The organism is Wolbachia endosymbiont (group B) of Camptogramma bilineatum (assembly GCF_947251825.1).
Classification (GTDB): Bacteria; Pseudomonadota; Alphaproteobacteria; order Rickettsiales; family Anaplasmataceae; genus Wolbachia.
Genome location: NZ_OX366391.1, coordinates 299,761 through 315,338 on the forward strand (window position 1 = coordinate 299,761; position 15,578 = coordinate 315,338).

At 34.1% G+C, this 15,578-nt stretch carries 14 protein-coding genes and 7 pseudogenes; 6 read left to right on the top strand and 15 right to left on the bottom strand.

Going from position 1 to position 15,578, the window contains the following annotated elements; all coding sequences use genetic code 11:
* Positions 1–35: 35 nt before the first annotated feature.
* A pseudogene (locus OPR44_RS08830) lies at positions 36–182 on the top strand (hypothetical protein); the annotation flags it as partial.
* A 429-nt stretch (positions 183–611) separates the two neighbouring features.
* Here the strand turns inward: OPR44_RS08830 and OPR44_RS01570 are convergent.
* From OPR44_RS01570 to OPR44_RS08635, 3 genes and pseudogenes are all read right to left on the bottom strand, one after another.
* Entirely contained in the window at positions 612–1,439 is an 828-nt protein-coding gene (locus tag OPR44_RS01570) for a reverse transcriptase N-terminal domain-containing protein (protein WP_265015129.1), read from the bottom strand.
* 8 nt (positions 1,440–1,447) lie between these two features.
* A complete protein-coding gene (locus OPR44_RS01575) occupies positions 1,448–1,726 on the bottom strand; it encodes a hypothetical protein (protein WP_265014542.1) in 279 nt (92 codons plus the stop codon).
* Positions 1,727–2,056: 330 nt separating this feature from the next.
* Positions 2,057–2,302, bottom strand: a pseudogene (locus OPR44_RS08635) (PD-(D/E)XK nuclease family transposase); the annotation flags it as partial.
* A gap of 362 nt (positions 2,303–2,664) precedes the next feature.
* Here OPR44_RS08635 and wmk (OPR44_RS01585) point away from each other — a divergent pair.
* From wmk (OPR44_RS01585) to wmk (OPR44_RS01610), 5 genes and pseudogenes are all read left to right on the top strand, one after another.
* Positions 2,665–3,568, top strand: a pseudogene (gene wmk, locus OPR44_RS01585) (WO male-killing family protein Wmk).
* Between the two features lie 172 nt (positions 3,569–3,740).
* A pseudogene (locus OPR44_RS01590) lies at positions 3,741–4,408 on the top strand (JAB domain-containing protein).
* Between the two features lie 170 nt (positions 4,409–4,578).
* Positions 4,579–5,765 (top strand): annotated as a pseudogene (locus OPR44_RS01600) (hypothetical protein).
* Positions 5,766–5,851: 86 nt separating this feature from the next.
* Positions 5,852–6,760 carry a WO male-killing family protein Wmk gene (wmk, locus tag OPR44_RS01605; protein WP_265015133.1) on the top strand — a complete coding sequence of 303 codons (909 nt, stop codon included), beginning with the start codon at positions 5,852–5,854 and terminating at the stop codon, positions 6,758–6,760.
* 89 nt (positions 6,761–6,849) lie between these two features.
* Positions 6,850–7,785, top strand: a complete 936-nt coding sequence (gene wmk, locus OPR44_RS01610; RefSeq protein ID WP_265015134.1) for a WO male-killing family protein Wmk — start codon at positions 6,850–6,852, stop codon at positions 7,783–7,785.
* 95 nt (positions 7,786–7,880) lie between these two features.
* On the opposite strand, the pseudogene OPR44_RS01615 reads toward wmk (OPR44_RS01610), so the two are convergent.
* The 12 genes and pseudogenes from OPR44_RS01615 to OPR44_RS01670 all read right to left on the bottom strand — a co-directional run bounded on the left by OPR44_RS01615 (position 7,881) and on the right by OPR44_RS01670 (position 15,565).
* Positions 7,881–8,794 (bottom strand): annotated as a pseudogene (locus OPR44_RS01615) (patatin-like phospholipase family protein).
* A gap of 8 nt (positions 8,795–8,802) precedes the next feature.
* Positions 8,803–9,024, bottom strand: coding sequence for a hypothetical protein (locus OPR44_RS01620; RefSeq protein WP_265015135.1), 222 nt, complete (start codon positions 9,022–9,024; stop codon positions 8,803–8,805).
* A 66-nt stretch (positions 9,025–9,090) separates the two neighbouring features.
* Complete coding sequence (locus OPR44_RS01625; protein ID WP_265015136.1) at positions 9,091–9,621, bottom strand: ankyrin repeat domain-containing protein; 531 nt, start codon at positions 9,619–9,621, stop codon at positions 9,091–9,093.
* Positions 9,622–9,654: 33 nt separating this feature from the next.
* Entirely contained in the window at positions 9,655–10,605 is a 951-nt protein-coding gene (locus OPR44_RS01630) for a contractile injection system protein, VgrG/Pvc8 family (protein WP_265015137.1), read from the bottom strand.
* Positions 10,606–10,815: a tail protein X gene (locus OPR44_RS01635; protein ID WP_064085527.1), complete on the bottom strand. Its 210-nt coding sequence runs from the start codon at positions 10,813–10,815 to the stop codon at positions 10,606–10,608.
* Positions 10,812–11,159 (bottom strand): phage tail protein, encoded by a 348-nt coding sequence (locus tag OPR44_RS01640; protein WP_230609191.1) that lies wholly within the window; start codon positions 11,157–11,159, stop codon positions 10,812–10,814. The genes OPR44_RS01635 and OPR44_RS01640 overlap by 4 nt, the downstream gene beginning before the upstream one ends.
* A gap of 29 nt (positions 11,160–11,188) precedes the next feature.
* Positions 11,189–12,789 (bottom strand): annotated as a pseudogene (locus tag OPR44_RS01645) (phage tail tape measure protein); the annotation flags it as partial.
* Positions 12,740–13,177 (bottom strand): hypothetical protein, encoded by a 438-nt coding sequence (locus OPR44_RS01650; protein ID WP_265015138.1) that lies wholly within the window; start codon positions 13,175–13,177, stop codon positions 12,740–12,742. The pseudogene OPR44_RS01645 and the gene OPR44_RS01650, both read right to left, overlap by 50 nt.
* Positions 13,150–13,473, bottom strand: a complete 324-nt coding sequence (locus OPR44_RS01655; RefSeq protein ID WP_265015139.1) for a recombinase zinc ribbon domain-containing protein — start codon at positions 13,471–13,473, stop codon at positions 13,150–13,152. The genes OPR44_RS01650 and OPR44_RS01655 overlap by 28 nt, the downstream gene beginning before the upstream one ends.
* Before the next feature lie 148 nt (positions 13,474–13,621).
* Complete coding sequence (locus OPR44_RS01660; RefSeq protein ID WP_265015140.1) at positions 13,622–14,416, bottom strand: recombinase family protein; 795 nt, start codon at positions 14,414–14,416, stop codon at positions 13,622–13,624.
* The gene (locus OPR44_RS01665; RefSeq protein ID WP_038249248.1) at positions 14,410–14,598 is read right to left on the bottom strand and encodes a hypothetical protein; all 189 of its coding nucleotides are present in this window, start codon (positions 14,596–14,598) and stop codon (positions 14,410–14,412) included. The genes OPR44_RS01660 and OPR44_RS01665 overlap by 7 nt, the downstream gene beginning before the upstream one ends.
* Before the next feature lie 97 nt (positions 14,599–14,695).
* Positions 14,696–15,565 (bottom strand): PDDEXK nuclease domain-containing protein, encoded by an 870-nt coding sequence (locus tag OPR44_RS01670; RefSeq protein ID WP_265015433.1) that lies wholly within the window; start codon positions 15,563–15,565, stop codon positions 14,696–14,698.
* Positions 15,566–15,578 lie beyond the last annotated feature (13 nt).

Below are 15,578 nucleotides of genomic sequence, written 5' to 3' on the forward strand. Positions count from 1 at the left end.
TAGCAAGAACAAGACAAAGAGGAGCAAAACATTTATTGCAAGGTTTAGTAGTATGTAAGCTTTGCAATTATGCATATTATGGTACTAGCACTGCAAGGAATAAGGAGGGGAAAAAAACTAATAATCAGGTATATTATCGTTGTATTGGTACGGATTCATACCGTTTTGGCGGTAATAAAATGTGTAACAACAAATTAATTCGTACAGATACATTGGACATGGCTGTGTGGGAAGAGGTAAAACACCTATTAAAAAATCCAAATAGAATATTAGAGGAGTATAAACGTAGACTTTCAGAACTTAAAAAATCACCACTAGATCAAAAAAGCGCTTTGCTTAAAACACAAGAAGATAAGTTAAAACGAGGTATTGCAAGGTTAATTGATAGTTATGCTCAAGAATATATTGATCAAGAAGAATTTGAGCCAAGAGTTAAAGCAATGAAACAAAACTTAAAAATGGTTGAAGAACAAAAGAAAAAGATATTTGATCAGAAAAAACTCACACAAGAGTTAACTCTAGTAGTAACAAATTTAGAGGGGTTTTCCTCTAGTATTAACTCAAGTCTTAATAATGCAGACTGGCTAACTAAACGTGATATTATTAGAACGTTAGTTAAGCGAATTGAGATTAATTTTGAGGATGTAAACATCGTGTTTAGAGTAAAAGAGCTTCCAGACTCTTTTCATATGGAAAAAAATCAATGCTTGCAATGTTGTTGTAGGGGTAATTATACTTCCTTGCGGAGTGCCAGCAGTTGTGGGATACAGAGTTTTCGATTCTAGGAAACCATCTTTTAACCATCTATGAAGAATTTTCTTTTCCATAGGAATATGCTTCATAAGCCATTCATGGTTAATGTTGTCAAAGCACCCTTTGATATCACCTTCTAGTATCCATTGTGGTCGATTGCGTCTTGCCAGTAATAAGTGACAAGCAGCAATAGCATCCGCGCAGGATCTTTTAGGTCTAAAGCCATAGGAGTGACGATCACTGATCGTTTCAGCTATCGGTTCCAGAGCAAACAGATATAATGCTTGCATCGCTCTATCTTTTATCGTGGGTATACCAAGAGGCCTTCTTTTGCCATTAGATTTACTGATATAAATTCGTTTGAGCGGAGAAGGTTTATATCCTCTTTGTTTTAACAGCTTTATTCCTTGAAATTTAGCATTGCAAGTTGACCATAGTTGACGATCTACACCTGCTGTGGTTTTTCCTTGGTTTTCAGTTACTCTCTTAACAGCCAAAGCTTTTCCGCTAAAAGAGCGTGTGAGAAGATGTTGTAAAGCTTTTACCTTACCCCATCTTCCTTCTTGGACAGCCTTAACAATACGTCTTTGTAGCCTCACAATAACTTTCTGGCATTTCTTCCATGGCAATTGCTTCCATGCTTCAAAGCTTTCGGTAGATGCACTTACAGGTTTACTTGTAATCATCTGCTTTTCTACCTTAAGTGGTTAACAAAGTTTCTTGTCACGAGGGACCAAATGGAAGTCTGCTCGTTTTCACGCGAATTAATGTTACAAATTCTATCCATTTCGTTACAAAATGGCATTCGCTTTCTCCATTCTCCTTTACCTGCACTTCCATCAGCATTCCTTGCGGTTTGCTTGCCATGTAGGCGAAAATACAGGCTTACCCTGTTTCTCCAGTCATACAACAGTGGGTTAGGTGGCTTCTCTATACCGGTGATTTGCGTACATCCAGAAATGAAAAATGTCACATTACCTTTTGGTCAGAGCTTATCAGCATCTTTAGCTCTTTCATCGTATCGGTACTTATAAAGCTTCACTTACGTTCACCATACCACTAGCCTAGCCCTCCAACCACATGATGCTTGCAGTTTATGCCCCTCTCACGATTGAGCATCTTCTTTTTTAAGAGGAGGTTCATTGTCCGCATCGCTTGGCACCAACCGGTTGCCCGATTCGCACTGATGCGTAGACTCAGACGGCAAAACATCTGGTTTAATAAGTTTTAGAATCCTTTCAGTTTCTTTCTGAATGAATTCCTCTCCTTTTAAACAATATGACCGAAGACTTTCAGGTCGCACCATCTCGCAAACGTACTGAACACCTGAAGAATCTCTACAGAGGACATCAACAATACTTTGTTTTTTAGAGGCAATATCAGGGTCTTGAATAGTACTTAAGAACTCTATATCCTGTATTGCGTTTTTGCCAGTAAAGCCCAGAATATCGTTGAGAAAGTGAATGAGGATGTCTTTATTCTTTTTAGTACCAAAGATACGGCGAAATGCGACATCATTCTTCGGGTCGAGAAACTTTGAAAGAGCCATAGCAAGAGTACGTAAAAAGCATTGATAATTATACACAATTGTGAAGAAATATACAACGTTTTTATACTAAAGCCTATTAAAGTTAGCAAAATTTCAAGAGTTGGGAAAAATTATCTTCATAGATAACCCTAGTATGCACCTTAGACGCCCTTTTGTAGATCTTTTTATCAACTCTTCTATAAGATATATTAAAATGCCAAAAATGGATTTATGATTTGGCAGCCTCCAAAGATACCTATTTAAAGTGTGAACTTCTTAGCTTGTCACATTATAGGCATTTAATATACTAGTTCTCAACAAAGGTAACATATGCTAGCAAAATTTCTATCTAAAACTTTTAAAATGGCAGGTTATGAAAAAGAATGACCGTTAGCTATACTAATTCTTTAGATCACGAAGTGGGAGAGAAGGTAAGAAGTTTTAGGTTAGCAAAGGGATATACTCAAAAAGATTTAGCGGGAAAAATCGGTGTAACATATCAAATAGTACTACAGTATGAAAAAGGAATACGTAAAATTTCGATTGAGAAATTGTATGCTATAGCAGAAGTGTTATCGGTTGGCATCATAGATCTTATTCAATTTGCCTTAAAAACGAAGAAGAGGAAATATTCAATCTAGTAAGAAAATATAAAACGATTAATGATCAAGAGTTGCGCAAGGTGTTTTACTTGCTAACAAAATTTACCCGAGTTGGTGAGAAAAGTAGTAAAAAAGCAGAGAAAGTAAAAATTGCAAAGGGCCTGGTTAAAGCAGGGATTTCTGTTGATATTGTTTCACAGGCAATTGGCCTCTCTGCTGATGAATGTGTTGAAGAAAAAACAGGTTATATATACTACAAAATAGGAAAAAAGATAAAGGAGTGTAGGGCAGTACGGGAGTATACTCAAAAGGATTTAGCAGAGAAAATGAGTACAACACGTGACGAAATAAGCAATTATGAACAAGGAAGGGTTGCTGTTCCACTTGATAAATTATATGAGATAGCAAAGGCATTATCGATTAATATTATCGACCTACTTGAGCTAACAGAAGATGCAGATGATAAAGTGGTACCTGATTTAATAAAAGAATACAAAAAGATTGAAAGCCAAGAACTACGTAATGCACTAATGAAATCTCTGTTTAAAAGCATACAAATTTGCGAAGAGAAAGTGAAAAGAGCAGAAAAGATGAAAATTGCAAAGGATTTAGTAAAAGGAGGAATTTCTATCAATATTATTTTAAAAACAGTGGCATCTCTTTAGACGAAATTCAACAAATTTAAAATAAAAAAATCAGTATCTATTAATATCTTTACTTTTGATAAAAAAATAAGTAAAAAAGATTGAAAAATTGATTTGACTTCACTCGAAAGCTATGGCTCTATGCCAATGCTGACAAAAAAAAACAGCAGTAAATATATAAAAACATTTTGTTATTAGTGAAGGGTAATTTTTATGAATAATAAGAAAGATCGTAGAGAAGAAATAGAATTCAGAGCATTAGAAAGCAACGGTAAAGCACTACTTGATCGTGAAGTAATAGAAACGTTTCTAAGTGCAGTGCATGACAGGGAAGAAGCTCGAATTATTGCTAGAAAGCTAATAGATAGTTTTGGAATAGGAGGAGTTTTAGGCCAGGAAATAGATGACTTAAAAACTATAGAAGGGATAACTGACTCTACAGTAGCAGTAATTTTATGCCTAAAGGAAGCTTCAAAGAGAGTACCAAGAGAAGAGTTAAAGAAAGGACCTGTAATGGATAACTTGGAAACCATAGTAAAATATTTAAGGGTGAGTATTGGCTATTCAGAGGAGGAAAAGATGAAAATAATATATTTTGATCAAAAGTGCCGTTTAAAGGGGGGGGAGAAGTGTTTACTGGTACAGTAGATAAGGTACCTTTTTACATAAGAGAAGTAACAAGAAAGGCATTAATAAGAAAAGCGACGTCAATAATAATATCGCATAACCACCCAGAAGGAAGGTTAAAGCCATCTGATGAGGATGAAGCTGTAACTAAAGACTTGGCTAAAGCTTGTCAGACTATAGGGATTAGGTTACTGGATCATATTATCATCACAAGTGTTGGGTATTTTAGCTTTAAAGAGCAAGGACTGTTATAAAGGAGATGTTTGAAGATTTTCATGAGCTGTTTAACTACTTAAATGAAGAAAGTATTTGTAAATGCATTAATTATTGCTTATAATTAATAAAAAAGTATATATTAAGTTAATAATAAAGTAATAAAGTCGGTTGTAGACTTAGTAAAGTATATTTAATAGCGGAGGCTAATATGGTTAATAAAATAATTGTACCTTTTGATGATCAAGAAGGAGGTGTTTACGAATTAAATGTTGATCTTGATAGATTATCAAAGGGTGAAATATCAAATGCGATTATAGGAATTGGTCGTACTAAGGAGCAATCCACCTTTGTAGGCAAAATTAATAAGGCTAAAAAACCTGGAGAAGTGCCCTCCTCTAATAGAGACGTTCAAATCAACTATGGAAAAGGGCTTGATTATATATATGGTACAAAACCTTTAAACGATCAAGCAGAATATTTAAATCCATTTACTTCAGCTTTGAAAAAAATAAAGCCAAGTGCAAGCGAAAGTGAAAAGTTAAGCTGGTTTAAGAGTTCTGTAGTAGAGGCAAAAAGCGTAAATGAATTGCATAAAGCCATAGACCAAGTATTAGCATCTGGAGAAAGGCTAAATGCATGTAATGATGGGGAATGGAGCTTTGCTGAGTATGTAATATTGGGTACACATTTTCATAAATTTGATAAGGCTGATCGTAAAAAGCTAATACGTAAACTAATGCTAAACGGTGCAGAGTTTCATGATACTTTATTGGAGAATAAATTGATAGGTGAAATCTATAATGAGCTACAACCAGAAGTTCAGCCACAGATAGATGAGAGACTAGAAGAACTAGAGAAAGCTGGAGAAAGTGCTGTGCAAGAAGGAGAATTAATAGATGTTGAAATAGATAATACAACATCGTATATAGAATTTTCTGGGGATAGCAAGGTAGAGGTAGCCAAAATACTGAGAGAGTTAGGAAGTAATATTTTAAAAATTGGCAATGATGCAGTTGAGGTTAAAAGTGAGAAGTGAGGTATAAGAAACTATATCGATATGTCAGATGGAAGCTCTATTATATTAGAATTTCCTACAAGCATTGGTAAGCTAGATATTATATTGTACCACGATGTAAAAAAATATGATCAAGTACAAGTCAGAGTAGAAAATAAGGAAATGTGGTCTAAATTACAAGAAAGAGGCGAAGAAATAGGAAAAATTGTCTTTTTGCTGGAGTAAAACTTAAAGAAGCAGTAGAAAAGGGAAGTTTTATGAGATGTGGCATATGGAATAGCAAGCAGCTTATGAAGGAGTTTGATAGCCCAAGTGAAAAATTGTCTTCATGGGTAGATAAAGTACGTAAAAATAGTAAAGAAACTTTTAGGGGGCTTTAATTCATTTATTTTAAGGTTCCAGAGTCTACCATTATATCTGGAGCCTTTGAGCTATAGTAGAAAATATTATATGTATGGTTCTTTGTATGGAAAAAAGTCTAGACTGTGAGGTGGGGCAAAAAGTAAAAAATTGGAGGTTAGAGAGAGGGTATACTCAGAAGGATTTAGCGGAGAAGGTTGGTGTAAAGTACTGGGCAATACTGCAATATGAAAAAGTGAGTCGTAAAATTCCAATTAAGAAATTATATGCTATAGCAGAAGCATTATCAGTAAATGTTAAAGGTCTAGTTTGTGGAGAGACGCTACCAAATGAAAAAAGATATTTTGAAGATGAAGAAATATTAAATTTAGTAAAGGGTTATAAAGATAAAGAATTAAGCGAGGTATTTTATTTATTAACCAAATTTATTCGTTTGAGTGAGGAAAGAAGCAGAAAAGCGGTAAAAATAGAAGTAGCAAGGGGTTTGATGAAAGTAGGAGTTTCTGCTCATGTTATCTCTCGAACAACTAACTTATCTATTGGTGAGTGTGAGGAGAACAAAATTCCCATTCCATACAAAGTAGGGCAAAGGATAAAAGAGTGGAGATTGATACGAGGATATACACAAAAAGATTTAGCGAATAAAGTTGGCATAACAAATCAAGGAATATACGAGTATGAACAAGGGAGAGCTGCTGTCTCACTTAAAATGTTAGATGAAATAGCAAAGGTATTATCAATCAGTATCATAGATCTACTTCCCGAATCAGATGAGGATAGTGAAGCGGAAGAAAAGCTATCAAAGTTGATAGAAGAATACAAAAAGATTGAGAGTCGGGAATTACGCGATATGCTAATCAAGTCTTTATTTGAAGGTATACATGTTTGTAGAGAAAAGGTCAGAGAGGAAAAGAAGATTGAAGTTGCAAGGAATTTAGTGAAAGAAGGAATTTCTGTTGATATTATCTTGCAAACGACAGGCTTATCAAATTATATGATTGAGGAATTTTTGTGATTTCATAAAAACTTAGCCAATAGTGGATTTTTTTGTGATAGAATATATGTTTGCTTCTGTAGGAAAAACAGCTTTTAGAGGATTTATCTATGATAATTCAGAGCATATTGAGCTACGAGCTGGGGAAAAAAATAGAAGGTTGTAGGATAGTACAAGGGTATACTCAGGCAAAATTAGCAAGCAAAATTGGTTTAACATATAAGGAAATACATAACTTTGAACTAGGGTGCAAGGCTATTACAATCAAAGAATCGTATATAATAGCAGGAGCATTATCAGTTAATGTTATAGATCTACTTCCAGTACCAACAGTACTAAGAGAAAACAGTTGGTATGAAGATGAGGATAAAGAAATAGTCTATCTAACAAAAATACATAGAGAAATTAAGGATCAGGAATTACGCAAGAAGCTGTATCCATTAGTAAGGTTTGTATATATTAGCGAGAAAATTAGCCAAGAAGAAGCGAAAATAGAAGTAGCAAAGAATCTAGTGAAAGAAGGAGTTTCAGTTGATATTATTTCCCAAGTGACTCGCTTATTTACTTATGAATATGATGATATAGAGAAAGAAATTTGTACTGATTCTATACTCTACAAAGTGGGGAAAAGGATAAAAGAGCAGAGATTAATACGGGAATACACTCAGGAGGACTTGGCAAATAAAATCGGTTCAACACCCAAAGAAATACACGACTATGAACGAGGATATACAGACATTCCAATTGAAATATTATATAAGATAGCAAAGACATTATCAGTTAACATTAAAGCTCTTGGACTAACAGAATATGAAAATGAGCCAGTTTTTGGGTTTATAGGTAAATGCGAAAAAATTGAGGATCAAGAATTACTGGATACGGTAGCCAGATCTTTATCTGAAGGAATGCAAACTGGTAAAGAAAAGGTTAAAAAAGCAGAGAAAATCAAGATTGCAAAAGATCTAGTTAAGGAAGGTGTTGCTATTGATATTATTGTGCGAGCAAGTGGCCTAACTGCTGATGAGTTGGGTGAGTGTGAAAATTGAATGTGTTTAAGATATAAGTAAAGTTAGTTAATGATTTAACCAGTAGAATTTGCTAACCAACTTTTTTGGCTCAGTTGAATTTTGCTTGGTATAAATTAAGATATGAAATCGCAAAGTTTATCTATTAATTTCTGGTTGTCCTTTATCATTGCATTTGCCTCTTGCTGAAGAGATTTGATATTTTTGAGTGTAATATTGTCCATCTCAGTCGATGCTACTTTCAATTGCGATTGTATTCTTATGTATTTATCATCTATTACTTGTTCTAGTTGATAATCAACGCAATCCAATCCAGAGGCAAACATCACATTCAGTAGTGGCTTGATCCACCCTATTTTGCCAAATTTCCTTGAGTTAGCATACTTTATACTTCTATCTGTTCCACCAGTGCCTATTGATAGCAGTATAATCTCATCATTTGGAAATAACCTCTTACCACTTGCATATGCACAAGCCGCTGGATTATTGGCAAACACTCCACCATCTATCAATACTCTCTCTGTTTGGCTAATTTTTAGACGTTTTGGTGTGAAGTACGTTGGAGCAGCTGTTGTAGCTCTGAGTGCATCTTTCAACTTAATGTTTTTTTCTTTCCAACTTTTGAAGAAAAATTCACAACTATTGTGAATGTCATAACTGGTGAGTAGTAGATTACTCGCAACATCGGCCATAGTACTTTCACCAAAGTATTTGTTGAGAATAAATTCCATATTTCTATATGAGTACTGAGAACCACTCAGCCAAGAAGCAATTGATTTTCTCCAAAATGATGATTGAAAGATATATGCTCCATACTCTTGGTAAAGTTCAACCAAATCATTGGCAGAGTATTGAAGTTTATTGCTTTTACAAAGTCCAGCAACAATAATCCCACCGGTTGAGGTTCCTGCCATTAAATCAAAAATCTGGGAAATTGGCTTTTTTGCCTAGATTCAATTTCTGCTAGAATAATGGCAGGTATTATCCCTCTAATGCCACCTCCATCTACAGATAAAATGTACTTTGTCACTGTAAAATTTATTTGTGTTTGTGAATAGCTTCAAGTTCGTTGACTTCTTCAGTGAGGTTTTTCACTCTCTCTTCAAGTCGATAGACTATTTCGATTAGTCCTTGTTTTTTTTCTATAAATTTATCATGGATGTGTACACGTAAGTCAAGTTTTGCCAACCACCATATGAATCCTACAGTCTGTAGAACTATTGTTATTATTACCGCTATTGGGATTTTTTGCTTTTTCATGCGAAAGTATTAATCTATTATGGATAGTTTGAGGATTTATATAGAGATCATAGAAAACTTACAGCTTTAGTGATTACTTTTTGTTGATTCGTATTGATCCTCTGCTTTAGCAAGTAGCTTTATGATTTTATCGTAATGTTTGTTATTTTTATTGTGTCGCGATTCCACTACAGCCATATTTCCAGGTCTTCTTCCGTCTTGAGCTGTAGCTGTAGGATTTGCTCCTTTGCTTAGTAAAAACTCAACGATTTCCAAATGTCCCTTATCTGCTGCATGGTGCAAAGCTGTCCATCCCATATACCCACCTGTAGCATTTATATTTGCTTTTTCTTTCACTAAAAACTCAACAATTCTTAGACACCCAGAATCAGATGCATGATGTAATGCTGTTAACTTATTAATCTGTACGCTAGTATCTAACAAATTTTCTACTGAGAATTTAACAATCTCTAAGTTACAAATTTCAGATGCAATTTGTAATATTGTTTTATAATTATCTGTAGCTTTTGCTTTCATATAGCAATAAGTAATAATAACACATACTACTGTTACTATAAACCACCAAAAATGTAGCTTATTTCTTGAGTCACTATTCATATTCAATACCTTTTTCAATATTAAACATTTGTTTTACTGATTTTTCTTTAACGTTGATGCTGATAACACAGTGCGATAACCTGAACTATCTAACACATGTTCTGCTCTGTCGATTACCCATTCACCATCTATGTCTTGATGAAATTCTAATAAGCTAAGTTTCGCCTCTGCAAATAGTTCTGGATTACCAGGCATAGTGATATCCAATACTGCATTATTTTGCTTTAGTTGTTTTAACTTAGCATTTGCTGCACTGATTGCTGATTCTACATTAGAGTAAAGCGTTTGTATAGTATAACTTGGACTACCAGTGCCAGCTGTTTCTGACATAGTTTCACCTTTTTCATAGCTATGCCATTTCGCAATTACCGAGGTGTACCTGCTCACTGTAAAGTGCACTTTCCAATTTATTGTGTCTTGAGGTCTAATAGCTGTTGTTCCTAAAGCTTTTCCAGTTGCCGACTTTGCTTTGCCTTTTGGAATAAAGAGTATATATCCGCCAGCTAGTTTTGCCATTGCTCCGTATTCTATTGCTATTTTTGTTAATAAACTTATATCACTTTCTTCTATTTTGTTAATATATGGAATCAACACATTTTCAAACTCTTCTGCAACTCTGTACCCATATCCATGCTTTTCTGCTATTTCCTTAACCAAGTTACCTAGAGTAATTTGATTCCATTCTTTGGATATTTTTTCCTTTAATGATAATTTCAAATTTGTTGCATGAGCTTTTATGAGTAAAGTCTTTGGTGGGTTCTGCACCGTAATCTCATTAACTGTATATATACCCATAGGCATCACTCCGGTTTCCCTGTACCCTAAAGAAATATTCAATTCATTCGGAATATTTAAGTTTTCATCTCTGTAATTAACACACACTTCAACTACATCGTCTATTGTCCCAGATTCATCTGTAAGGCGCAATGATATAACTCTATCTTTAATTGATTCACATTTATCTATTATAAAATCTGGCTGCATTTATTCCCATACTTTTAATTTTGACTTTTGTAGAGGTTTTTCTGTTACAGGCAATTTAATTTTTAGTCCTACCGGTAAAAAACTTCCATGTTCTGCAAGGCCTGGATTTTTAAGCAATACTTCCTCCACTATTCCATCGGTAAATCCATAATGTTTCCAGCAAATCAGATCTAGCATTTCTCCTTCTTTAGTTAAGTAATATATAGTCATCTATAGCTCTTCAAACTCAAACTAAATTCAACTTTTCTTGGTAGTCCATTAGGTAAAAAATACATCTGCTTTTCTTCTAACCTAGTAATTACGAATTGTCCTAAAATATTACCTAGACTATCTACTAAAACATGCGGTTTTTCAGCTTCTTTCATATTCTTTAATTGATTTACTCTGTTGAGAATATTAAGGTAAATAACTCCTTCTATATCTACATTTTCCACTCCTCGACCAATATTTTGTAGTGACGGCATTTTATCGATACATTCAATTACACTCCAACGATTTTCTTTACTATACTTCAAACTTATCGGAGTAAATTTATATGGACCAAGAGATAACACAAATAAAAAATTTTAAAAAACATAGTTGATCAATAAAACGTCTCTACTGTATCAAATAAAGCATCACGTGATTTTTCTCTTATCCTTTTTATTACTTCATCTGCAAGACTACGAACATCTTGATTTGGCCTGCTTTAATGCTGATAGTGTAATTATTAGTGATGTTCTGAGTTTTATTTTGTTCTTTATTTTCAAATTTACTCCTTCCAAAATCTGCAAATATCTTATCATTATCGCTCTCTGTAAACTTTTTCTCCTCAATAAGGCTTTTGATTCTGAAATTATTCTGATTTCTCTTGGAAAATTCTTTAATTATACTGTTACTTAGCAAAGGATTTCCACTGTTGAGAATATTACTCTTTAGGGGACTATGTACTGCTTTTACTTCAGTTTTTCTTTTTTCAAACTCTTTCAGTGGGCTATTCCCTAATACTTTTCCAAATACACTTTCCCCTATCCATGAAAAAGTTTCTTCTATGGGTTTTATTATCGATTTCCAAAAGCTAAAGAAAAAGTCTTTCACCTTTTGCCAGTTAGTGATAACAAGAGCTGCGCCAGTAACAAGTCCAGCAATTAAAAGCCCTATAGGATTACTCATTACAGCAAGCGTTATTGCTCTTAGTCCTGTTACTACTGCAGGAAAAACTGTAGCTGATAAAAATGAAAATACTCCAAGTAGGTTTGCTTTCAGAGCAAAAATCGTACTTCCTAGCAATGTAAATCCGTATCCTAGTCCTACTGCTGCAATTTTTAAACTTATCAAAGCTGCTACAGTACCCATGATCGTCGTGGTTAAAGTTGGATATTTTTCTGCAAAAGAAGCTATATGCTCTGTTATTGTTTTCAAACTTCCAGCTACATAATTCAAGGTAGGTAACATTACTGACCCTAGATTCATGCCAGCTTCAACTATTGCATTTTTAAGTAATTGTAATTTATTAGCTGTAGTGTCTGCACGATTTTTGAATTCTTCTTGCAGAGAGCTTCCGTACTTTTCTGTATTAGCCAGTAACTTTATTGCATCCTCATACTTATTAAAACTTCCAGCTAATAATGCAATATCATCTTGATATTCCTGACCGAAAAGTTTCATCAGGATTGTAGAACGCTCCTGATTATCCATTTTCTTTAGAGTTTGAAAAAAGTGAAGTAGTGCTTCTTCTCCGCTTTCACTGATCCTTTGTACCATTTCTTCCGCGGTTATGCCCATTTCTTCTAGTGCTGCTTTGAATTCTTTTCCTTGACCTTCAGCAGTTTGAAGTTTGCTAAGCAGTGCATTTATAGCAGTTGCAGCTTTTGCTGGTTGTTTACCTAAACTAATAAAAGCATTTACTAAGCTGCTTGTTTGTTCAAACTTTAATCCAAACTGCTTTGCAGTACCACCAACTGTTGCTAGAGCTTCAACCATATCTTTTGCTTTAGCAGCAGTGTTATCTGATAAGTGGTTGATTACATTACCAACATGCTCCATTTCACTAACATCAATTCCATAAACGTTAGAAAGTTTAGCTATGGAATCACCTGCTTGCTCTGCAGACATATCAAATGCTGTAGACATTTTTGCTACTGTTTCTGTAAACTTAAAAAGATCTTCTTTCTTGATACCAAGCTGTCCACCGCTTACCCCTACAACAACATTGCAAGCATTGATTTTTTTCCATATGAAAAGAGTCTGGAAGCTCTTTTACTCTAAACACGATGTTTACATCCTCAAAATTAATCTCAATTCGCTTAACTAACGTTCTAATAATATCACGTTTAGTTAGCCAGTCTGCATTATTAAGACTTGAGTTAATACTAGAGGAAAACCCCTCTAAATTTGTTACTACTAGAGTTAACTCTTGTGTGAGTTTTTTCTGATCAAATATCTTTTTCTTTTGTTCTTCAACCATTTTTAAGTTTTGTTTCATTGCTTTAACTCTTGGCTCAAATTCTTCTTGATCAATATATTCTTGAGCATAACTATCAATTAACCTTGCAATACCTCGTTTTAACTTATCTTCTTGTGTTTCAAGCAAAGCGCTTTTTGATCTAGTGGTGATTTTTTAAGTTCTGAAAGTCTACGTTTATACTCCTCTAATATTCTATTTGGATTTTTTAATAGGTGTTTTACCTCTTCCCACACAGCCATGTCCAATGTATCTGTACGAATTAATTTGTTGTTACACATTTTATTACCGCCAAAACGGTATGAATCCGTACCAATACAACGATAATATACCTGATTATTAGTTTTTTTCCCCTCCTTATTCCTTGCAGTGCTAGTACCATAATATGCATAATTGCAAAGCTTACATACTACTAAACCTTGCAATAAATGTTTTGCTCCTCTTTGTCTTGTTCTTGCTATTTTTCTATTCTCAGCTAATTGTTCTTGAACGATTTTAAATAAATCTTCGCTTACTATACTAGGTACTTTAATATAAATCCAATCCTCTTTTGGAACAGGATAAGTAGAATAATTATCTTTTGGATGCTCGCAGGAGTTTTTTCGGTCTTATATGTTTTAGTTTTACGCCAAACCTTGTTTTACCAAAAGCTGCTTGTCCTTTATAAGCAGTGTTTTTTAACATACTCAAAACTACAGCCCTATCCCAATACTCTTTTCCAGTTCTCGTCATAATGGAAATAGCACTTAGCCTACGACATACTTCTCCTATACTGGCTCTTTCTCTTCCTACCCAAGAAAATACTTTACGAACAACTTCAGCTTCTTCTTCATAAATCTCAAATAAGGCCTGTCCTGTTTCTGTATTTTTGTTTATATAACGATAGCCATAAGGAGCAGCACTCATTACACTTATACAACCCTTATTTGCTGCATAAATCTTTCCTCGACGACTTCGTTCCATGATTTTTGCACGTTCGTATTCTGCTATCATACCTTGCATTTGTAATAGTAATTGAGATTCTGGATTATCGCTAATTTGATAATTTAAAAAAATGACTTCCACTCCTAACTTCTTAAACTCTTCAAGTAATATCATCTGATATGCATACTTACGAGATAAACGATCAGGAGAATGAATATAAACCTTATCAATGTTACCTTCTGCTATTTTATCACGTAATTTTTCCAAACCAGGACGGATTATGTTAGAACCACTATAACCATTATCAATAAATTTATATTCATTTAATAATTTATGTCCATCCATACTAATTTGATTCTCTATAGCAGCAATTTGGCTTGCTATTGTATCTTCTTGTGCTTGCCTCCCTGAAGAAACTCTTGCATATAAACTAACTGTTACCATTTTACCGTCCTCAAATCTACTTTCTTATATTCAGAGTTTTCTTCCTTTTTGCTCGCTTTTATTGGTTTACTTAACACTAATTTTTCATATGCATCTAATAGATACAACTCTGCTAATCGATTTACTTCATAACTACAACTAATCCGCACTATTAATTTCTTGTTGCCCATGAGCTCTACCATATATTATCCATCGAGACATATGGTTATTTGATCATTAGCTCTATAAATAAATTCAACTCTCCGTTCTTTTTGTAGAAGCTTTCGAGAAATAGTCTTCTCAAGTTTCAGGTTTATTGCAATATTGTTGGCGGAGTCCTGTCTCGTGTTTTAGCAAGTCATCTACTGCTGAAAGGTAGAAATTCATTTTACCGGCGTATTCTGGTTTAAACTTATTATCTTTCAATTCAATTACTATAAAACAACGTAATTTTAGATGGTAGAATAATAGATCGACAAAGAAGTCTTCATCACCAACATCTAAATGAAATTGTCTACCTACAAATGCAAAGCCTTCACCAAGTTCTAACAAAAACTTCTCCATATGTCCTACAAGACCTTTTTCTACTTCTCTTTCATGAGCATCCTTTCCTATACTTAAAAAATCAAAAATATATGGATCTTTTAACGTGTAATGCGCTAGATCTGATTGAGGTGAAGGTAACTTCTCTTTAAAATTAGTGATAGCCTTTCCTTGACGTTTATGTAACCCAAGTTCAATCTGCATTACCATGATGTTTCTTGACCAGCCATGTTCTATAGCTTCTTTTATGTAGAATAGCCTCGCTTCTTTGTCCCGAACTAAGTCCATCAGAAATACATTATGTCCCCATGGCAATTGGGCAACAAGTTGTTGCACAAATTCAATATCTTGATATTCCCCTGCAAACTGCCTCATATATTTTAGATTTCTTGTGCTAAAACCTTTCATTTCTGGAAACTCAGCCTTTAAGTCTCTACTTAACTGCTCAATTACTTTGGATCCCCAACCTTGGCTCTTTTGTTTTTCTAGAATCTGTGTTCCAATATAATGATAAAGTAGTAGTAGCTCTTTATTTACTGTTCTTGCTGCTTTATAACGACTAATAGCAATCTGTTCTTTCAGCTGCTCTAAAAATTCTGTATATTCTTTTGCTATAATTTTTGTCATACGGTTCCTTTCA